Source organism: Anaerococcus urinomassiliensis (assembly GCF_900128425.1).
Taxonomy (GTDB): Bacteria; Bacillota; Clostridia; order Tissierellales; family Peptoniphilaceae; genus Anaerococcus; species Anaerococcus urinomassiliensis.
This window is the reverse complement of the sequence record NZ_LT635782.1, coordinates 299,756-319,596: the sequence shown is the minus strand read 5'-3', so window position 1 is coordinate 319,596 and position 19,841 is coordinate 299,756. Positions and strand designations below refer to the sequence as shown.

Sequence of the window (19,841 nt, the reverse complement as noted above, 5' to 3'; positions counted from 1 at the left end):
AATATTAATTTTTGAAGTAATTTACTAAGCTTATAATCAAAAATGAAATCACCGCAATTATAACTATGGCTCCTCCTGGTTTGATCCCCAAATAATAGGAAGCAGAAATACCAGAAACCATAAATATAACTGACAAAATTATTGAAATAATATACATTTTCTTGTACGACTTTGCAAAAACCATGGCTCCTGCAACTGGAATTGTCATAAGAGATGTTACCATCAATGCTCCTACTGTTTTTGCAGAAATAGCAACAGTAACTGCAGTTAGTAGGGTGAAAAATATATTGATAGCACTGGTGTTGACTCCAGCAAGCCTTGCCAATACTGGGTTTATAGATGTGTATAATAGTCCGTAATAAAGGTATAGGGAGCTAATCGCAACAATTAAAAAAACAAATAATACTATATACACATCTTCACTAGATACAGTAGTAATGGAACCAAACATAAAGGATTCAAAGCTTGTCCCACCTGGCGTAAAGTCAGAAAGTATCGAAGCAATAGCAATACCTGTACTCATGACAATGGCTGTTGCCATATCTCCATATTTGGGAAATTTCTTTCTTAGTGTTTCTATAGCAAAGCTTGCTATGATACATATGACAAGAGAAGTCCACAAGGGATTTATGCCAAATATAAGTCCCAAACCAATACCTGCTAGGGATGAGTGGCTTAGGGCATCTCCTATCATAGAAGTTTTTCTATTTATCATTATAATCCCAATCATAGGAATGATTATAGCTAACATTATTCCTATGATTAGTGATCTTCTCATAAATGCAAATTCAAGCATCCAATATCATACCTTCCTTTAATACAACAACTTTATTGACATAATCTTTTATAAATTCCATCTCATGACTTATAATAATTATACTCAAAGAGTGTTTTTTGTTTAAATGCAAAAGTAGGTCTAGAAAATCTTCCTTATTGGCTTGGTCAATACCCACAGTTGGCTCATCAAGGATCAAAACTTCAGGATTATTTACCAAGCATCTAGCAATCATAACTCTTTGTTGCTGTCCACCAGATAATTTATTGAAGGGTTTATCAATTAGATTTTCAATATTTAGTATCCTAAATATATCTTCAACAGCCTCCATATTTTCACTTGTAGGTCTTTTAAATTTGCCAAAGTTATTATACAAATTTAAAATAACATACTCCCTACAGGTAAGTGGAAAGCTAATATTCGAAGACTCGTTAAGTTGGGGAACATAGCCTATTTTTTGAAAGTTGTCAAAATCGTTGATGTCCTCACCAAAGATTTCTACAAAGCCTCTTTTAACCGGAAGCTCTTTGCTTAGGATCTTAACCAGGGTGGTCTTGCCAGATCCATTTTCACCACTTATAGCAAGGAAATCTCCTGTTTCTAATTTTAGATTTATATTTTTTAAAATTTCTTTTTGATCATATGCAAAGCTTAGATTATTAATATTTATTAAGGTCATTTTTTATTTTTCTAATGATTTGTAAATTTCTTCTAGATTGTATCTGATTAACTCTTGATAAGTCTTATTATTGTCCAAATCTTCGTCAGTTGCAAGTTCTAGGGTATTTAGAGGTTTTATCTCAGCCCCAATTTCATCTGCTAGTGTTTTTGCATTCTTATCAGAACCACCCATTTCATAGAAAATAGTATTGATATTTAACTCTTTTGCCTCTTCTGCTGCTTCTTTTAAAGTCTTTGCATCTGTATCATCTGTTGATGTAAGGCTTGTAAGGGCTATTTGATTTAAGTTAAAATCACGAGCTATATATGAAAATGCCTTATGGTTTACAAGAAAGTTTTTGTTAGAAGTTTCTTCGAATTTCTTGCTATATTCATCAATCATAGCATTTAATTCATCTTCTATTTTTTTGTAATTGTCCATATAGTAATCTTTGTTTGCTGGATCTACTTGGCCAAGTTTTTCAGCTATTACCTTTGCTTGGGCAAGGCCATTTTTTGGACTTAACCATGTGTGTGGGTCAAATTCTCCATGGTTGTGTTCATGGTCATGGTCTTCGTGTTCATGATCTTCATCAGCTTCTTCATGGTCATGAGCTTCTTCGTGTTCATGATTTTCGTCAGCTTCTTCATGGTCATGAGCTTCTTCGTGTTCGTGATCTTCGTCAGCTTCTTCATGGTCATGAGCTTCTTCGTGTTCGTGATCTTCGTCAGCTTCTTCGTGGTCGTGGTCGTGGTCTTCGTGATTTGCTTTTATCAAATCTAAACCTTCACTTGTATCAACAAGTTCTATATCAGTAGAATCCTCTAAAGAAGACTCCCATTCTTCCATACCTGCACCATTTATAAACATTAATTTTGAACTAGATAATTCTTTTATATCTTTTGCAGAAGGTTCCCATCCGTGACTTTCAGCTTTTAGATTTGTAAAAGACTTAACTTCCATCTTATCTCCTGCTATTTGTTTTGTTAGGTTATAAATCGGATAAAATGAAGTATATACTACTGTTTCTTCTGCTTTATTGTCAGTAGAAGCACTATCATCTTTATTTTCCTTTTTTGCTGGCTCATCGATACTTTCTTCTGTTTTTGGCTCATTTGATGGAGCCTTGGCCTTATCATCTTCTTTTTGTCCACAAGCACCTAAAGTTAATCCAAGTGCTAATACTAATGCTAGGTTTTTGTATTTCATATTCTCCTCCATTCATAATGCAAATCATTTGCAACAAGTATTATATAACAATTTATTTATATGTCAAATAATTGTATAATAATATTAATGGAGGTAATTATGAATATTAATGAACTCTTAAAAGACAAGAACCTGAAGGTAACAAAATACAGAAAACTGATTTTAGAAAATTTGAAATTTTGCGATAATCCAATATCTGCAGAAGAACTTTTTGATAAGCTAAAGAAAGATTATGATATGGACCTATCGACTATTTATAGAAATCTAAATATATTAGAAGAAAAGTCCGTCCTACTAAAGACTACAAATCTTGATGGTATAAGCTACTATCAAATAAACGACAACCACCACAAGCATTTCATAACTTGTAACATATGCCACAAAAAATTCACCATAGAAAATTGCCCTGTCTACAAACTAGAAGAAGAAATAGAAAAAGAAACTGGCTTTGTAATCAATGGTCACAATTTTGAATTTACTGGAGTATGTCCAGAGTGTCAGAAAAAATAATGCTGGTAAGAGATAAAATCTTTTACCAGTATTTTTTTAGCTATTAAATTTTTCCTTATCAAAGGCACCAACTGAGTTAGCTACAATGATTGTTCCTGTAGCATCACCAGATAAGTTTATTGTCGTTCTTGCCATGTCAAGGATTCTATCAATACCCATGATAATTGCAATACCTTCTACTGGAAGTCCTACAGATTCAAGAACCATTGATAGTGTAACTAGACCAACTGATGGTATACCAGCTGTACCAACTGATGCGATAGTTGCTGTAAGTATTACTGTTAGGAAATCTGTCGAGCTAAGAGTGATGCCATAAGCGTTGGCTATAAATATTACTGCAACTCCTTGCATGATAGCTGTACCATCCATATTTACTGTTGCTCCAAGAGGAATTGTAAATGATGATATCTTCCTATCAACACCCATATCTTCTAGGGTTTGAATATTTAATGGAACAGTAGCTGAAGATGATGCTGTTGAAAATCCAAATGTCATAACAGGTGCATATTTTTTTATAAACTTAAATGGATTTACCCTTACAAATCCTGCTAGTAATACCATGTATACAATAAATAATTGGACTACTAGTGATCCTAGTACAGATCCCATGTAGCTAAGCATTGATAAAATCGCATCAAATCCCAGAGTAGAAAATGTTCTAGATATTAGGAAAAACACACCCACTGGTGCAAGCTTCATAACCCAAGCAGTCATACCCATCATAAGATCATTCATCTCGGTAACTATATTACCAAGAGAAACTAACCTATCTTCCATAGATGCAATCAATAGTCCTACGAGCACTGCAAATATTATGATTTGGATCATATTACCTTCTGCAAGAGCTCCTATTGGATTTGTTGGAATGAAATCAAGAATGGTATCTTTAAGTGATATATCTGCTTTGGCAACTTCATATGATTGCTGGCCGATTTGCATATTCATGCCCTTGCCTGGTCCTATAATACTTGAAAGACCGAGAGCAATCATAATCGCTAGAGCTGTTGTGAACATATAAAAAATTACAATTCGCACACCAACCTTACCCAAAGTTTCTGTATCCCCTAGGTTTCTACATCCATCTGCTATGGAGAAAAATACTAGTGGTACAACCAGCATTTGCATTAATCTTATGAAAAGTTGGCCAATAGTATAAAATACACCCTCTATCAAAATTTCATTTTTAAAGTGTGAATCTGGAACAAAACTATGCATTACAATTCCAAAAATCAAACCAGCTATAAGAGCGATAAAAATCTTTTTTGATTGGGAAATATCTCTTCTATTTTTTTTCATTCAATCCCTCCCTATCTATATAATGATGAAGTGTGTCCTTCCAATGTGGAATCTTGTATCCATCAGTGATTTTTAGTATATAATCTTCTAAAGCATAAAATCCTGGTCTTGCAAGCATACTAGGATTGTCATCTGTTTCTATTATCTTAGCATCTTTCCCGCAATAATCTATGATTTCTTTGGCAAATTCAGACATAGATGTATAACCTTCCGAAGAAGCATGATAAGTGCCAAAAGAATTTGTCTCTATCAAAGGAATTAAGAAATTAGCCAGCTCAAAAGCTGGAGTAGGCGACATATACAAGTCTTTTGCAACCTCTACTTTTCCGCTATCAGCCTGTTTTAAGATATTTTCTACAAATTGGTTTTCACGAGAATATAGCCTACTTACCCTAATGATAAAATGGTAATTAGAAAATTCCCTAACATAATTTTCTCCCTCAAACTTGCTTTTGCCATAAATGTTTTTTGGATTTGGCTTATCAAATTCTTTGTATGATTTAAAGCTTGTGCCATCAAAAACATCAGCTGTAGATAGTTGCACCAATTTTGCCATAAATGTATTTGAAGCAATGGCAACATTTCTGGCACCAATAGAATTTAATAAAAATGCTCCATCTGGATCAGCTTCACACTTATCCCTATTTGACATACCAGAACAATTGATAATAACGTTAGGTCTAATACGGCTTACAAACTTCCTAACCTCATCTTGGTTTGTAATATCAACTTCATGCTTGTCGGTAGCTATAATTTCTGAATCCAAAGGATCCAACAGTCTTAGCATGGATGTACCAAGTCTTCCAGAAGACCCAGTTATCCAAATTTTTTCTCTTGCTATTCTCATATTAACTCCTTATTCTTAATATTATTGTAACTTTTTCTAAAAACTGTATTTAAAATAATTTTACCTCTCTTTTAGGGGAAAAGAAATAAATTAGCAAATTAGTATATTATTATGCTTGGCAAAAGTGATGAAGGCAGAATTAATTATTGACAATTTGGATAACTCATTTCTTTATATTTTACGTTATAATACATAATTAAAGAAGCGACTAAGATTAATTCTTAATCGCTCCTAAATATACTTGATTAAATTGTCAAAATTAAACAATATCCCTTATTTAACTCTTTACTGTATATATACAATTTTTGTGTCCCATCTACACTTATATACTTATAACTTTTATCATTTTCTCGCATGATTTTCTCAATAGCGGAATCTATTTTTTTTAACGAGCTATCATCATTAGCTATCGTAATAATCAGACTTTTAAAATTTGTCGTATATGTTTTTTCTATATATTCATTATAAGGCTTGAATTCTTTCTCAATATCATTTTCTTTTAAAGAAAATGAATAAATGTCAAATCTATCATTTCCAAAAGCTCTTTTGCTTCTATATTCTAATTCATATCCATTAACGATTGATTGAATCTCAGAAATATCATTCGTCTTTTCATATTTCATTTTCATAATCATATATCCAGCACTAACAACCACGATACCTATCAAAATCATGACAATCATCTTATTGTATTTATTTTTCATTCTCTATTACACATCCAATGCTTTATCAACTAGTATTTTATTTAAAGCTCCTATTCCTTGGTTTAAGTAGGCCCAGTTATTTACAATACTAATGTTTTGGTCCTCGTCGCTTTACTCCTGTGGTTATTCCGTGCCTTTTGGGCGCGGACCCTCACAGGAAGCTGGGCAGGCTTTAGGTCGGCTTGTTGACAAAGTTGATAAATCAACTTTGAAACACCGCGACATCTGACCTTCAATCCATTTACTTCGTAAATGGTGATAGGTCATTATGGCACACCAGGAGAGAATCGAACTCCCATCTTAGGCTTCGGACACCTTTGTTTTACCACTAAACTACTGGTGCTAGTACTATATTACTATACTGTATTTGGTCCATGAAGCGTAGGGGTAGGAAGGTGTTTCCTAGGCCACTATCTATATATATTATTGAATTATTGAATTTAAAGGCTCCCTTATCATATTCTGGGAAAAATCCTTCCCCTGGTGCTACTAGTCCACCTACTATAGGTAGTCTGACCTGTCCTCCGTGAGTGTGGCCTGAGAATATGAAGTCTTCACTACCTTGGTAGTTATCTCTTACATTTTTGGAAAAATGGCTAAGTATGATGTTTATGCTTTCATCATCTTTCCTGTAATTTTCATATGAAAAATCAAACATACTTGTACCGTAAACATAAACTTTGTTGCCATTTATATTTAATCTCTCTCCCTCATTTTTAAGGTATGTGATGCCAAGTCTTTCAATTTCACTTAAGAATTTGTCAAGATTTGGTCCAGCTTCTTCGTGGTTACCTGTGATATAGTAGGTTTTTATGTTTAAGGACATTAGTTTTTCTAAAAAATATACAGATCTTTCAATTTTCTTATCAGTTCCATAGTCTATGATGTCACCTGTCAAGATGACAAGGTCTGGACTGAACTTTTTTATATTCCCTATGACTTCGTCAAGGTTTTTGATGGCATTTGAATGAAAATCTGTTATCTGGGTTATCTTTATGTGATTTTTTATTTTTTCTGATTTTAGTATAACTTTTTCTTCTTTTGCAACAAAACATTGTCTATCAACATATAAGGCTAAGCAAAGCCCTGCTAGTGCAAGGCCTGTAATAATTTTATTTTTCTTTTTCATCTAATTCCTCAATGTATGCAGCATATGCCATATCTGATGGTATTTTAAATCCAGCTCTCGGGCTAAAGGATCTACCTGTTATATTTGGGCCATCCACAGAAGCTGACCTTTTAAATTGGCTAGATGTGAATCTCTTGTAATATGATATTAGCCATTTTCTAATGGTTTCTTTGTCATATGTGTCCTCAAAGGCGCTATAGGCATCTTCTAGGATTTCACTTGGCCTTGTATGTTTAGTCATATGGTGGTAGATAAGGAAATCAATAAGTTCATATGGTCCTATGATATCTTCAGTTTTTTGGCTAATTTCTTCTGAATTTTCATTTACTAATTCTGGCGAAATTGGAGTGTCTAATATATCTGTCAAAACATCTTTTAATTTGATATTGTCAGTTTTTTCTGCAACTGCTCCTACAATATATCTTATTTCAGTTTTCATTAGTGTAGCATTTGGTGAGTAATTGCTCATATGATCGCCATTATAGGTCGCAAATCCCTGCATATTTTCTGACAAATCACCAGTACCTATGACTATGCCATTGCCCATATTAGCAAGGTCAAAGAGGACTTGGGTGCGTTCTCTTGCTTGGGCATTTTCGTATGCTATATCGCTAGTTTTTCCATCGTGACCTATATTTCTAAGGTGAATACTTACAGCTTCGGAAATATTAATCTCTTCTAATTCCAAGCCCAAGGCTTGGCAAAGCTTGTAGGCATTTGACTTAGTCCTATCGCTAGTACCAAAGGCTGGCATTGTGTAGGCGTGAATATTTGATAAGTCCCATCCTTCTTTCTTATAGGCATGTACCAATGTTAAAAGGACCATAGTTGAGTCAAGACCACCAGATACTCCCAAAAATACATCTTTTATGCCTATATGCTTCATTCGAGTTATTAATCCTGTTGCTCCGATGTCTAAAACATCATTGACGTAAGCTTCAGATTTTTCATAGTCTGGTAGATAAGGGAATTTCTCACATTTATTTACTTCTTTTGTAAATTTTGTCGGAAATAGACTATCTTCGTCAACATTTATATAATATTTGCCAATATAATCAATAGGAGCATTTGATGTATGAGTAAATACTTTTCCATCATTTGCTATAATATTTAGACCGCCATAGACAAAATCTGTGCTAGATTCGCCCATGCCAGAAGATGTAAGAACATAGGTCACATCCTTGGATAAGAATTTAACTCTATTTATTATATCTTCTTCATTAAGAGCAAATTTGGGATTGGCACAAGGGTGTAGGATAATCTCATGTCTTTCTCCTAGCTTTGCTTTATACTCTAAACTACGAGGAATAATCATTTCTTCGTCTTCTCCAATTGTTACATCAATTGCCAGTCCATCTATTGTACTATAATCTATGTTTATATTTGGCCAGCTATCAAAGGCGTTTAAAAAATCATGATCTGGCAGATCAGTTGAAAAAACATTTTTTTCAATGGTACTTAAATTTTTCTTTGTCGTAAGGCCTGTTAGACTTCCATTTATAATAAGTCCTATTGCATTATAAATTTTTCTATTGTATTTAAAGGGAAAACCAACAGAAAATAGAACCTTATAGTTTTTAGAAAATTCTATCAAGTCCATAATGGCATCTTCGCATATTTCTGCTAAATCCCAATATCCATCATAAAGACTTGCTCCTGTTAGAGATAACTCTGGAAGGGATAAAATATTTACACCATCTTCATTTGCTTTTTTCACCAAGTCTTTTATAGTTTCTTTGTTTTTATTTACATCGCCTAGGGCGAGATCAAAGTTTGTAGTTCTTATTTTAATAAATTCTCGCATAATATCACCTCTTATCCATATTTTACCACAAAAAAAGAGCCTGCATTTGCGGACTCAATTATTTCTTATTAGCCGTTGATTTCTTCGATTAGTAGTGGCAGTACTTCGTGGAAGTCTCCTACTATACCATAGTCACAATTTTCGAAGAATGGTGCAGCTTCGTCATTGTTGATAACACAGATTGTCTTAACATCTTTGATTCCTAGTAAGTGTTGAACTGCTCCACTTACACCTACTCCGATATATAGGTCTCCTGCCCATTTTTGACCAGAAAGTCCAACATATCTATCAAGTGGCAAGTAGTGTTTAACTTCGGATACTGGACGGCTTGCTCCAACTGATGCATCAGCTGCTTTTGCCAAATCTTTTACTAGATTTAAGTTTTGTTCTTCACCAATACCCATACCAGCAACTACTAGTCTGTCAGATTCTTCAAATTCTGTATCTGCTTCAGCTCTGTGATTATCAAATGTGTATCCATCAGCTTTTAGAGCCTCAACAAACTTATTAACAGATTCTTTTACATCACCCTTGAAGATTTGTTTTTTTCTATCTCCAACTACTGATTTCTTTTGTTTTGGCTGGTCAGTTTTTTCTTTATTTGGTTTTGGTAGTAGATATCCTGCTATAACCACTCTCATGATTTCGTTTGTACCTTCGTAGATTTGAGTAATCTTAGAGTCTCTATAGTGACGTTCTACATCTACACCCTTGATGAAACCAGATCCACCGTACATTTGTAGGGCTTCACTTGAAAGTTTGTTTGCAAGATCAGATGCGTATAGTTTTGCCATAGCAGCATCTTTACCATAACCCTTAACGTGATTGTCTTTCTTGTCAGCTGCATCATAAACTAGAAGTCTAGCTGCTTTTAGTTGTGTAGCCATATCAGCAAGTTTGAATTGGTTGGCTTGGAAGTAAGCTATAGCTTTACCAAATTGTTCTCTTTGAAGTTGATATTCACGAGCTGATTCATAAGCACCTTGTGCTATACCTAGGGCTTGTGAAGCTATACCAATTCTACCGCCGTCTAGAATCATCATTGCATACTTGAATCCTTTGCCCAGTTCTCCAAGTAGGTTTTCTTTTGGAACTTTTACATCTTTAAAGTGAAGTTCTGCTGTAACTGATGATCTAATACCAAGTTTGTCGTATGGTTCTGAGAATGTGAAACCTTCGAAATCCTTATCCACGATAAACATTGATATACCATGGTTGCCCTTGCCAGGTTCTGTAACTGCTGTTACTAGATATGTTTGTGCTTCTGGAGCATTTGTTATATAAATTTTCTTGCCATTTAATAGGTAGTAGTCTCCCTTATCTACAGCTGTTGTTTCAGTTCCTGCAGAGTCTGAACCAGCATTATCTTCAGTAAGACCAAATCCACCAATTTGTGTTCCATCACAAAGTGGTCTTAAGTATTTTTGTTTTTGTTCTTCTGTACCAAATTCATTAAGTCCCCATGTTCCTAGTGAAGTATGTGCCGAACAAATAACACCAACACCACCGTCAACGCGAGATAGTTCTTCTACAGCGATAGCATAGTGTTTGTTTGTAAGTCCTGCTCCACCGTATTCTTCAGGAAATGGAATGCTTAATAATCCCATTTCTCCCATTTCTTTTACTATTTCTTTTGGAAACTCTTTTTGTTGATCTAATTGAAATGCAATAGGTTTAACTTTTTTCTCGGCAAAGTCTCTGACATATGTCCTAAATTCTTCTAAATCTTTTGGTAAATTAAAAGCCATAATTATACTCTCCTTATAATTAAAAATATGCACAACAAAATATGAAATTGTTTGCTTTCTATTATTATACCCACTTGACACTTTAGCTATTAGCTATATATTTACAAATAAAATTAAAAATATATTGCTTTACTAGTTTAGCAAAGTATTTTCCAATATTTTTGTAAATTCCAAGTTTAAATGGGAAAATTTTTGTTTAAATATTGCTCCAATAGTGTATAGTATTTATAAGTTTTAAATAGGAGGTATTATGCAAAACATTAGAGAAGTTTTGGACAATATATATTATGTAGGGGTAAACGATAGACGTATTACCAGATTTGAAAATATGTTCCCATTAGAAAATGGTGTGGCATACAGTTCATTTATTATTAAAGATGAAAAAAACGTATTACTTGACAGTGTGGAATCTGCTTTTACCAGACAATATCTTCAAAACATTGAGAAAGCTCTTGATGGCGAAGATTTAGATTATGTTGTAATCCACCACATGGAGCCAGACCACTGCAGAAATATAGACTTTGTATTACAAAAATACCCAAATGCAAAATTTGTAGGTAATGCTAAGACTTTTCAATTTTACGAACAATTCTATAACGACGATTTCAAAGATAGATACTACGAAGTAAAAGATGGTGATGAACTAAATCTTGGAAAACACAATCTTAAATTTGTATTTGCTCCAATGGTTCACTGGCCAGAAGTTATGATGTCATACGAAACAAACAATGGCTACCTATTCTCAGCTGATGCTTTCGGATCATTTAATGCTATTGAGGGACACCTAAAGGCTAAAAATATTATCCACAGAGGAGATTGGTTAGACCAAGCTCGTAGATACTATATCAATATAGTAGGTAAATTCGGCAAACAAGTTCAAGCCCTATTTAATAAAGTAGAGGGACTAGAAATAAATGCTATCCTTCCACTACACGGTCCTGTATATGACGATAAAGAATCAATCGACTTTATCCTTGACAAATACACTAAATGGGCAACATATACTCCAGAAGAAAAGGGTGTAGTAATATGCTTTGCTTCAATGTATGGAGATACTGAAGAAGCTGCTGATATTCTTGCAGCTGAGCTTGCTGACCTAGGTGTAAATGAAGATATAGAAATTTATGACGTATCTAATACTGACCCATCATATATGATTGCAGCTTGCCACAGATTTTCTAATGCGGTATTTGCACCAATAAACTACAACTCAGGCCTATACTACAAGATGGAAGCATTCTTGACAGAATTAGTTGGCACAGGCTACCAAAACAGACACATCTCATTCTTAAACAACTGGTCTTGGGGTGGTACCAGCCTTAAAGTTTCCAAAGAAATCCTAGAAAAAGGTAAACACGAATATATAGGTGAAGATGTACTAGTAAACTCTAGTGTAAAAGATGAACAAGTCGAACAATTAAAAGCTTTAGCAAAAGCAATAAAAGAAGACTTGGACAATAGCGAATATTAAAAATTTAAGGTGATGTTGCAGAATAGATAAATCTATTCTGCTCATCACTTTTTTTCTTGTATATCTGTATCAAGCCATTAATTTTTATAGAGTTTTTTAAGATATGAGTGAACTTTTCCACATTTTTCTTAAAAATAGGGTCACTTAATAGAGCTTATGAAATTAATGTTTTTTTCTTAAGCAGCTTTGTATTTTATGATTTCTAAGTTTTTGTTTTCTATTTTGGATGCCAGTTTATTTAAGTTGAGCGCTATTGATAGAAGACATATTTCACTTATTATATTTGCTTTTCCTCTATGATGGAATCTGTTGTAGTCTAGCCCTGATTTTATTTTAGAAAATGCTCCCTCAGCTTGAATAGACCTGTTTAGTCTTTCTTCTATTCCTTGGTCGGATATTATGTTTTCTAATGATTCTTTCCTATATTTTTGGAATGTTTCTGCTATGTAGATCCCTTTAGTTTTTTGACCGTCTTTGTTCCAGTCGAAGCACCTATAGACTTTACTCATACTGACATATCCACTTTTCTTAGTATCATACCTATCTTTGCATCTTACAAAGAATTTCCCTTCTAGTGATATGTATTTGTCTTGATTTTCATCATATATTAGGCTTTGTTTAAATTCTTGTTCTTTTTTATATTTTCGTGTTTTTGATTGTTCATAGTTTGATGGCTTTATGTAGGATGTTAAGTTATTTTCTGCAAGATATACATAGTTTTCTTCGCTTTCATATCCTGCATCTTCTACTACTTTGTCTAGTTTGTTTGGGTAACTTTTTAGTAGTTTTGTTAAGAATGGCTTTAGCGTATACATATCAGATGGGTGATGGGATACATTTTCTCCTATGATGAAACCTGAGGCACTTGCTAGTTGAATGTTATATGCTGGCTTTAGTTGACCATTTCTCATGTGGTCTTCTTTCATTCTCATAAAGGTTGCATCATGGTCTGTTTTTGAGTAGGAGTTTCTGTAATCGCCCATTATTTCTAGATGTTTATGGTAAGTTTCTAGTTTGCTTTTCCAATCTTTTAGCATTTCATACTCACGCTGAAGCTGATGTTTTCTTTTGCCTTGTCCAAATACAAAGTTGATTTTCTTTTCTATGCATTCTTTACTAACTTGATTAAATACTATTTTTACTACTTCTAATACTTGGCTTGCAGTTAGGTCTTTGTTTAAATTGAAGTGTTTTATTATTCTCATCCTTAGTTTTTCTTGCCACTTTTCTATGCTTCCTCTCCATACAAAGCTATATCTATTGGCGTAGGCTTCTATTTTTGTTCCATCTATGTATATACTTGATAGGTCTATCTGATTTTCTTCTATTAATATTTGGACCATTTCATTTAGTAGATTGGGGGTTAGATTTATTATTTTTTGTCTAAATCTATTTATTGTTGAGTAATCTGGTGGAGTTTGTCCATCAAGAAGATATTTTATTCTTAGATCATATTTGCATGATTTTTCTATTTCTCTTGATGTAAATATTCCTTCAGAGTAGCAGAATATTATTATTTGAAGCATTGTTACTGGGTTAACAGTAGGTTTTCTTCCAAATGATGAGTAGACTTTCTTTAATTCTGTTAGGTCTATCCTTTCAATTATATTTTTTACAAGCCTTAACTTAACATCATCGTAAACGTATATTTCTGTGTTAAAATTCATTTTTAATTGAATTGTATCATCAACTAACGTAAAATTAGTTAGTGATGATGTATTGTTTTTAACGTTTATCATAAATACATTCTATCAGAAAAAGACAAGGATTTTTAGTTTCCTCGTCTTTTTTCTATGTTAGGACATTTGCAACAGCCCCTTTTACTTTACAATTTTTTGATCAAATTTAATTTACCATTATCATATGGAGGATATTTCATTTTCATATCCAAGTGTCCGTTTGATAGCATTATAGATTTTCTATTTGAGAAGTTTTGGAAACCATAGTATCCATGGTAGCCTCCTTGGCCACTAAAACCTACCCCACCAAAGGATAAGTTTGGATTTGATACCATCATAAGTGTTCCATTTACCATGCCATTGCCAAATTCCATATTGTACATTACCTTTTCTTTGATGCGCTCATCATTTGTAAATAGATAAAGCGCTAATGGTTTTGCTAAAGTTTTAACTTTATATAATATTTCATTTAGATTTGTATAGGTAATTATCGGGAAAATTGGTCCAAATATTTCTTCTTCCATAAGTTTATTATCGAAATCAACATTATCTACTATAGTAGGTTCTAGTTTAAGTGTCTTAGAATTGTACCTACCACCATATATAATATCTTGCCCATCAAGCAGTCCCACCAATTTATACAAATGATCATCATTTATAATCCTTGGATAGTCACTTGATAATAGTGGATCTAGACCATAAAACTCAAACAGCGCTTTCTGAAGTTCTTCTATAAACTTTTCTTTTATAGATCCATGAACAAGTATATAATCTGGAGAAACACAAGTTTGTCCTGCATTTACAGTGTTGCCCCAGGCTATTGATCTTGCTGCAAGAGATATATCAGCATCTTTTTCTACAATTGTTGGAGACTTACCTCCAAGTTCTAAAGTAACTCTTGAAAGATTTTTGCTTGCCTTTTCCATTATAGTCTTTCCAACAGCACTTCCACCAGTGTAGAAAATGTGATCATAATTATAGCTTAAGAGCTCATCATGGCTTACTTGGTCATTATCCACTACATAAATAAATTCAGGATCAAAATTCTTATTTAATATTGATCTTATTAGTTTCGAAGTTTCTTTTGACTTTCTGCTTGTCTTTATTATTACAGTATTGCCAGCTGCTATTGCTCCTATCAAAGGATCCATAGCAAGTTGGAAAGGATAATTCCAAGGGGATATAATTAGTGTTAGTCCCATTGGCTCATAGAGGGTGTATGATTTGGCAGGCATAGCTGTGATTGGAGTCTTCTCACTAATTGGACTCATCCACTCTTCTAGATTTTCTATGGCCATATCTATTTCTTCATAAAGCATGAGTATTTCTGTAGTGTATGATTCAAAATTTGACTTGCCCAAATCTTTTGAAAGGGCCATCAAAATATTATCTTCAAACATCTCTATTATGGCGCGCAATTTTTTAAGATTATAAATCCTAAAATCATATGTCTTAGTTTCACCAGAATAAAAATATTCTCTTTGTAAGTTAACTATATTTGCTAGATTCATTGTTATCTCCTCGTCTTGTAATTAAGTCCTTAGGATATTAATACCCAAGCAAGGATACAATTTTACTTTAATGTACAATTTAAAAACCTCAAAATCCATTATAAAGATTTTGAGGCTTAGTTATATCGTAACTTTATAAGTTTTCTATAAGTTCTTCAACGTCAGGAAGTTCGCTAGCTTCGTATACTTTTACCCACTTAACTTTTCCATCTTCATCTATTATGACATTGGCACGTTTGCTTGCACCATTTTCTTCATTAAATAGTCCATAAGCTTTGGTGACTTCTGCATATGGGAAGAAATCGGATACAATTTTTACATTGTCAATGCATAAGATATCAGCCCATTTTTGTTTAGCTGGATATGGGTCAATAGAAAGTCCAATTACAACAGTCTCGCCTTTTTCTTGAATCCTATCATAATTTCTTTCCAAGCTTCTCATTTGATCTGTACATACAGATGTGAAAGCTAGTGGGTGCCATGATAAGATAACTTTCTTACCCTTTAGATCTGATAACTTAATATCATTTTTTTCTTGATCTTTTAATGTAAATTCTGGGGCCATTTCTGAAACTTTTATTGTCATTATAATCTCCTTTTCTCTATTTATTATATATTTATACCCATAAATTACCAACAAAATAGACCAAGTTAAACTTGGCCCAAATTATCTATTATAATGTTGCTATTGCTTCTATTTCTATAACCCCACCAAGTGGAAGTGCCCCTACTTGGATAGCAGATCTTGCTGGTTTGTGGTCAGAAAAATATTCTTTGTAAACTTCATTTACTGCAGCAAAATCATTGATATCAGCTAGGAAAACTGTACATTTTATAACTTTGTCCATGCTTGTACCTGCTTCTTCAAGAATTGCTTTTACATTTTCAAGTGATTGTCTTGCAGCTGCCTTTATTTCTGTTACTAACTCGCCATTTTCTGGGTTGATAGAAAGTTGGCCAGATGTAAATACAAGGTTTTCTGTACCAATTGCTTGTACATATGGACCTACTGCTGCTGGTGCTTTGTCTGTATTATATGCTTTCATTATTAATTCTCCTCTTTAATTGATTTTTAAATAGTCTTCTAATGTCAAGTTATTCTCATAAATCTCTTTGGCATTTTCAACGCCAACGAATCTAAAGTGCCAAGGCTCAGCTTTGTGATTTGTCCTATCCTCTTTGCCCTTTGGATATCTTTCTATGAATCCATATTTGTAGGCATTTTCAATAAGCCATTGGTATTCAGAAGTCTTTTCAAACTTTTCGTTATATTTGTTTCCTTCTGTAAAAAAGTCAAAGGCTGATCCTAATTGGTGCTCATTGGTGCCAGCAGCAGAGCTATCAATCTCCCCTGCAGCGTACATTTTTTCCTCTAAGTCATAGCCCCTATAGTCAGAAGCTATCTTTAAATCCATGCCTTCTCTTTGCATATCTTGTCTTAAGGTTTCGAATGCACGTCTTGCTGTCTTATCTACACCTGGATCAAAATCCCTAGGCAATTTATAATCATCACTAACATAAGTTAGACCATTTATAACTTTAATCTGATTGTCACTTGTAAGTTTTGATAAACCATATTTATTTACATAATAATAGGCATCATCGATTTTAACCTTAGTGAAACCATTTTCTGTACCATAGCTAGGCACATAAGTACCCTCTTTGATAAACTTCTCTGTTTTTGAAAAGTCATTTGGATACTGGTAGGCATATTGGGTTTTTACACAATACAAATACTCTTGTAGACTATCTTGGTATTTGTCATCAGATACTTGATATTTTTCTTCAATATTTGTATCTGCAAATCCTATTTGTGTAGCTACATGAATATTGCCATTATTTTCTTCTTCTACTTCTTCTAATAAATTATTTATATCACCTGATGCTTGCCTATATTCAGAAGGTCTAGCTATAGTGAAATCATCTTCCTTGTTAAATCCAAAATGTAGCAGACCAGCAAGGGCTATGGCTGCGACTGTAGTTCTTGTTAAAATCTTTTTTGTTCTTGCTTTTCTTTCTCTTTGTTTAATTCTCTTTTTTTCTCTGATACCTTTATTAGACATATAAAAATCCTATTCATTTATTTCAATCGTTTTATATCAGTAAGTCTAAGGGATAGTATATTAACAAACTTATAAAATATATTCCAATTCTAAAATAGTTTGCCTTACATACTTGGTTAATATTATTATAACACGACTTTGTAATTATGCATAGGGGTTATTCGGCTAAAATCAGACATTTTTCACAAAAAAACGACCAATTAGGTCGAATTTTCGAAAATTTATTAATTTTTTTTATTTTCTTCTAAAGATATCTAGGATTCTCTTAAAATAATTTTTCTCAGAAACCAATTTCTTCCTATCTTCACTCATAGGCTCTCTATTTCTTTTTACCTTATTTCTTCTTGCAACTTTTTGTGCATTCCTTTCTTCTTCTATATCAATATTTCTTTTCTTGGCCCTTTCTATCAATGTATCTTGTGCGTCTATATTGTTTACATTTTGAACCTTTGTGTACTGACTGTTTGCCAACAATTTCCTAATCTTTACATCATCAGAAAACATAAGGTCCAGATAATCTAGTATTCTCTTCTTGACCTTATCATCATATATAGGTACAGCCACTTCCATCCTATTTCGGATATTTCTAGTCATAAAGTCAGCTGATGATATATATAACTTAGCATCCAAATCGCGACCAAATTGATATACCCTGGAGTGTTCCAAGAATCTTCCAACTATCTGGTAAATATTTACATTCTCAGTTCTATTTGGAATATTTGGCAGTATGCAACAAATACCTCTAACAAGCATGTCAATGTGTACACCAGCATTTGATGCCTCGGATAATTTGTCGATCAATTTTCTATCTGAAATAGAATTTACCTTTATCCTTATGTATCCATCGTGACTTTGCTTTTGTCTTTCTATTTGTTCGTCTATAAGTCTAGATAGACCTTCTTGCATTGATTTTGGACTAACAAGTAGATTATCATATTCTCCATCCAAATTGCCAAGTTGGATATTATCAAACAGTTCCTTGGTATCTTGTCCTATTGGTCCACTTGCTGTCATAAATGAAAAATCTGTGTAAAGCTTTGCAGTCTTCTCATTGTAATTGCCTGTGGCAACTTGGGTAATATATTCTACATTGTCATTATCATCAACCTTGGTTATAAGGCAAACTTTTGAGTGAGTCTTGTAGTTATCAAAACCAAATAATATTTTACAACCTGCATCTTCAAGTTTTGTTGACCAAAATAGGTTGTTATCTTCATCAAACCTTGCCCTAAGTTCCATCAAAACAGTGACATCTTTGCCATTTTCACTTGCCTTTATCAAGGCTTTGGCAATCTTGCTATCTTCTGCTATCCTATATAGGGTGATTTTAATAGACACTACGCTATCATCTTCTGCTGCTTCTTCTAGCAATCTTATGACAGGATCCATAGATTCATATGGGAAAGATAGTATTATGTCTTTATTCTCAATCTGGTCAATCATTTTTTCATTTGGATCAACCATAGCAGAATCTAATGGAGAATATTTATCATAGGTATGATTGTTTATTATATTATCTGGCAAGTCCTCGACAAGAGAGAAGAGGAATCCTGGTTGCATCAAAGACTTGGTCAAGAAAATATTCTTTTTATCTAGATCAAATTGTGCCTTTAAAAATTCTATAGATTCCTCACTTAAGTCTCGGTCAACTTCAAGGCGAACAGGATGTAGTCTTTTTCTTTTCTTAAGTTGAGTCTTCATATATGATCTAAAGTCTTGGTCTATATCAAAATCGTCGTCATCATAAGAAATATCAGCATTTCTTGTTAGGGAAATGATATATTTATTCTCAACCTTGTAACCCTCAAAAACTTGGTATCCATATTCTTTGATAATATCTTCTATGAATACGATAGTAGTATCGTTGATTTTAAGATATCTTTTTATCCTATCTGGAACCTGGATTAAGCCAACTCTGTCGCTTACCTCGTCATTCTGTTTTCTTAGAGAAAATAGGACAGATAAGGCCAAATTTGGCAATCTTGGAAATGGGTGAACCCTATCTACTATTTGAAAGTTTAGTATTGGTTCAATTTTTGTATTAAAGTAATACTCTACGTATTTTTTATCTTTTTCACTTAACTCTGAAACTTTTAATAAATTGATACCATTTACCTTAAGGTCATCAACTAATTGGTTATAAACTTGGTCTTTTTTGCGATATAAATCAATACATTCTCTAAGTATTGCATCTATTTGTTCGTCACTGGTCATACCTGATTTGTTGTCAATAGGCTTTTTCTTTAGATTTTTAAAATCAGTAAGACTACCAACCCTAACCATAAAAAACTCTTCAAGGTTGGTGTCAAATATAGAGAAAAATCTTAGTCTTTCAAGTAAGGGTACACTTTTGTCATTAGCTTCTTCAAGTACTCTTTGATCAAATTGCAGCCAAGAAAGCTCTCGGTTTTGCGTAAAAGATATATCAGTCATA

General features: G+C 33.3%; 17 protein-coding genes and 1 tRNA gene. 2 read left to right on the top strand and 16 right to left on the bottom strand.

Features of this window, described 5'->3' with window-relative positions; translation table 11 throughout:
* Positions 1–4: 4 nt before the first annotated feature.
* Genes BQ7474_RS02540 through BQ7474_RS02530 form a run of 3 tightly spaced genes read right to left on the bottom strand, consistent with a single transcriptional unit; the run spans position 5 to position 2,645 of the window.
* Positions 5–796 carry a metal ABC transporter permease gene (locus BQ7474_RS02540; protein WP_073997476.1) on the bottom strand — a complete coding sequence of 264 codons (792 nt, stop codon included), beginning with the start codon at positions 794–796 and terminating at the stop codon, positions 5–7.
* Positions 789–1,454 carry a metal ABC transporter ATP-binding protein gene (locus BQ7474_RS02535; RefSeq protein WP_073997475.1) on the bottom strand — a complete coding sequence of 222 codons (666 nt, stop codon included), beginning with the start codon at positions 1,452–1,454 and terminating at the stop codon, positions 789–791. The genes BQ7474_RS02540 and BQ7474_RS02535 overlap by 8 nt, the downstream gene beginning before the upstream one ends.
* A gap of 3 nt (positions 1,455–1,457) precedes the next feature.
* The gene (locus BQ7474_RS02530; RefSeq protein ID WP_073997474.1) at positions 1,458–2,645 is read right to left on the bottom strand and encodes a metal ABC transporter solute-binding protein, Zn/Mn family; all 1,188 of its coding nucleotides are present in this window, start codon (positions 2,643–2,645) and stop codon (positions 1,458–1,460) included.
* 99 nt (positions 2,646–2,744) lie between these two features.
* Here BQ7474_RS02530 and BQ7474_RS02525 point away from each other — a divergent pair, with 99 nt between their 5' ends.
* Positions 2,745–3,155 carry a Fur family transcriptional regulator gene (locus BQ7474_RS02525; protein WP_073997473.1) on the top strand — a complete coding sequence of 137 codons (411 nt, stop codon included), beginning with the start codon at positions 2,745–2,747 and terminating at the stop codon, positions 3,153–3,155.
* A 36-nt stretch (positions 3,156–3,191) separates the two neighbouring features.
* Here BQ7474_RS02525 and BQ7474_RS02520 read toward each other — a convergent pair whose 3' ends face one another.
* The 7 genes from BQ7474_RS02520 to BQ7474_RS02490 all read right to left on the bottom strand — a co-directional run bounded on the left by BQ7474_RS02520 (position 3,192) and on the right by BQ7474_RS02490 (position 10,683).
* A complete protein-coding gene (locus BQ7474_RS02520; RefSeq protein WP_073997472.1) occupies positions 3,192–4,451 on the bottom strand; it encodes a dicarboxylate/amino acid:cation symporter in 1,260 nt (419 codons plus the stop codon).
* The gene (locus BQ7474_RS02515) at positions 4,438–5,298 is read right to left on the bottom strand and encodes an SDR family oxidoreductase (RefSeq protein ID WP_073997471.1); all 861 of its coding nucleotides are present in this window, start codon (positions 5,296–5,298) and stop codon (positions 4,438–4,440) included. Before BQ7474_RS02515 ends, BQ7474_RS02520 begins: the two co-directional genes overlap by 14 nt.
* A gap of 245 nt (positions 5,299–5,543) precedes the next feature.
* Entirely contained in the window at positions 5,544–6,002 is a 459-nt protein-coding gene (locus BQ7474_RS02510; RefSeq protein ID WP_073997470.1) for a hypothetical protein, read from the bottom strand.
* Positions 6,003–6,271: 269 nt separating this feature from the next.
* Positions 6,272–6,345 (bottom strand) — tRNA-Arg (locus BQ7474_RS02505).
* Positions 6,331–7,131 carry a metallophosphoesterase gene (locus BQ7474_RS02500; RefSeq protein WP_073997469.1) on the bottom strand — a complete coding sequence of 267 codons (801 nt, stop codon included), beginning with the start codon at positions 7,129–7,131 and terminating at the stop codon, positions 6,331–6,333. Before BQ7474_RS02500 ends, BQ7474_RS02505 begins: the two co-directional genes overlap by 15 nt.
* Positions 7,115–8,935, bottom strand: a complete 1,821-nt coding sequence (gene nadE / locus BQ7474_RS02495) for an NAD(+) synthase (RefSeq protein ID WP_073997468.1) — start codon at positions 8,933–8,935, stop codon at positions 7,115–7,117. The genes BQ7474_RS02500 and nadE overlap by 17 nt, the downstream gene beginning before the upstream one ends.
* A gap of 68 nt (positions 8,936–9,003) precedes the next feature.
* A complete protein-coding gene (locus tag BQ7474_RS02490; RefSeq protein ID WP_073997467.1) occupies positions 9,004–10,683 on the bottom strand; it encodes an acyl-CoA dehydrogenase family protein in 1,680 nt (559 codons plus the stop codon).
* Between the two features lie 250 nt (positions 10,684–10,933).
* On the opposite strand from BQ7474_RS02490, the gene BQ7474_RS02485 reads away from it, so the two are divergent.
* The gene (locus BQ7474_RS02485; protein WP_073997466.1) at positions 10,934–12,154 is read left to right on the top strand and encodes an FprA family A-type flavoprotein; all 1,221 of its coding nucleotides are present in this window, start codon (positions 10,934–10,936) and stop codon (positions 12,152–12,154) included.
* Positions 12,155–12,330: 176 nt separating this feature from the next.
* Here the strand turns inward: BQ7474_RS02485 and BQ7474_RS02480 are convergent, their stop codons facing one another.
* From BQ7474_RS02480 to BQ7474_RS02455, 6 genes are all read right to left on the bottom strand, one after another.
* Positions 12,331–13,893 (bottom strand): IS1182 family transposase, encoded by a 1,563-nt coding sequence (locus BQ7474_RS02480; RefSeq protein WP_073997465.1) that lies wholly within the window; start codon positions 13,891–13,893, stop codon positions 12,331–12,333.
* An 86-nt stretch (positions 13,894–13,979) separates the two neighbouring features.
* Positions 13,980–15,344 (bottom strand): aldehyde dehydrogenase family protein, encoded by a 1,365-nt coding sequence (locus BQ7474_RS02475; protein WP_073997464.1) that lies wholly within the window; start codon positions 15,342–15,344, stop codon positions 13,980–13,982.
* A gap of 133 nt (positions 15,345–15,477) precedes the next feature.
* Positions 15,478–15,930: a redoxin domain-containing protein gene (locus tag BQ7474_RS02470; protein WP_073997463.1), complete on the bottom strand. Its 453-nt coding sequence runs from the start codon at positions 15,928–15,930 to the stop codon at positions 15,478–15,480.
* 88 nt (positions 15,931–16,018) lie between these two features.
* Positions 16,019–16,390: a RidA family protein gene (locus BQ7474_RS02465; protein WP_044567477.1), complete on the bottom strand. Its 372-nt coding sequence runs from the start codon at positions 16,388–16,390 to the stop codon at positions 16,019–16,021.
* 15 nt (positions 16,391–16,405) lie between these two features.
* Positions 16,406–17,407: a M15 family metallopeptidase gene (locus BQ7474_RS02460; RefSeq protein WP_073997462.1), complete on the bottom strand. Its 1,002-nt coding sequence runs from the start codon at positions 17,405–17,407 to the stop codon at positions 16,406–16,408.
* A 234-nt stretch (positions 17,408–17,641) separates the two neighbouring features.
* Positions 17,642–19,840: an RNA degradosome polyphosphate kinase gene (locus BQ7474_RS02455; protein WP_073997461.1), complete on the bottom strand. Its 2,199-nt coding sequence runs from the start codon at positions 19,838–19,840 to the stop codon at positions 17,642–17,644.
* Between the last annotated feature and the right edge of the window lies 1 nt (position 19,841).

Bases quoted from the DNA above. Each gene is read 5' to 3' on its own strand.
- BQ7474_RS02540 (WP_073997476.1), bottom strand. From the start codon at position 796: ATGCTTGAATTTGCATTTATGAGAAGATCACTAATCATAGGAATAATG.
- BQ7474_RS02535 (WP_073997475.1), bottom strand. From the start codon at position 1,454: ATGACCTTAATAAATATTAATAATCTAAGCTTTGCATATGATCAAAAA.
- BQ7474_RS02530 (WP_073997474.1), bottom strand. From the start codon at position 2,645: ATGAAATACAAAAACCTAGCATTAGTATTAGCACTTGGATTAACTTTA.
- BQ7474_RS02525 (WP_073997473.1), top strand. From the start codon at position 2,745: ATGAATATTAATGAACTCTTAAAAGACAAGAACCTGAAGGTAACAAAA.
- BQ7474_RS02520 (WP_073997472.1), bottom strand. From the start codon at position 4,451: ATGAAAAAAAATAGAAGAGATATTTCCCAATCAAAAAAGATTTTTATC.
- BQ7474_RS02515 (WP_073997471.1), bottom strand. From the start codon at position 5,298: ATGAGAATAGCAAGAGAAAAAATTTGGATAACTGGGTCTTCTGGAAGA.
- BQ7474_RS02510 (WP_073997470.1), bottom strand. From the start codon at position 6,002: ATGAAAAATAAATACAATAAGATGATTGTCATGATTTTGATAGGTATC.
- BQ7474_RS02500 (WP_073997469.1), bottom strand. From the start codon at position 7,131: ATGAAAAAGAAAAATAAAATTATTACAGGCCTTGCACTAGCAGGGCTT.
- nadE (WP_073997468.1), bottom strand. From the start codon at position 8,935: ATGCGAGAATTTATTAAAATAAGAACTACAAACTTTGATCTCGCCCTA.
- BQ7474_RS02490 (WP_073997467.1), bottom strand. From the start codon at position 10,683: ATGGCTTTTAATTTACCAAAAGATTTAGAAGAATTTAGGACATATGTC.
- BQ7474_RS02485 (WP_073997466.1), top strand. From the start codon at position 10,934: ATGCAAAACATTAGAGAAGTTTTGGACAATATATATTATGTAGGGGTA.
- BQ7474_RS02480 (WP_073997465.1), bottom strand. From the start codon at position 13,893: ATGATAAACGTTAAAAACAATACATCATCACTAACTAATTTTACGTTA.
- BQ7474_RS02475 (WP_073997464.1), bottom strand. From the start codon at position 15,344: ATGAATCTAGCAAATATAGTTAACTTACAAAGAGAATATTTTTATTCT.
- BQ7474_RS02470 (WP_073997463.1), bottom strand. From the start codon at position 15,930: ATGACAATAAAAGTTTCAGAAATGGCCCCAGAATTTACATTAAAAGAT.
- BQ7474_RS02465 (WP_044567477.1), bottom strand. From the start codon at position 16,390: ATGAAAGCATATAATACAGACAAAGCACCAGCAGCAGTAGGTCCATAT.
- BQ7474_RS02460 (WP_073997462.1), bottom strand. From the start codon at position 17,407: ATGTCTAATAAAGGTATCAGAGAAAAAAAGAGAATTAAACAAAGAGAA.
- BQ7474_RS02455 (WP_073997461.1), bottom strand. From the start codon at position 19,840: ATGACTGATATATCTTTTACGCAAAACCGAGAGCTTTCTTGGCTGCAA.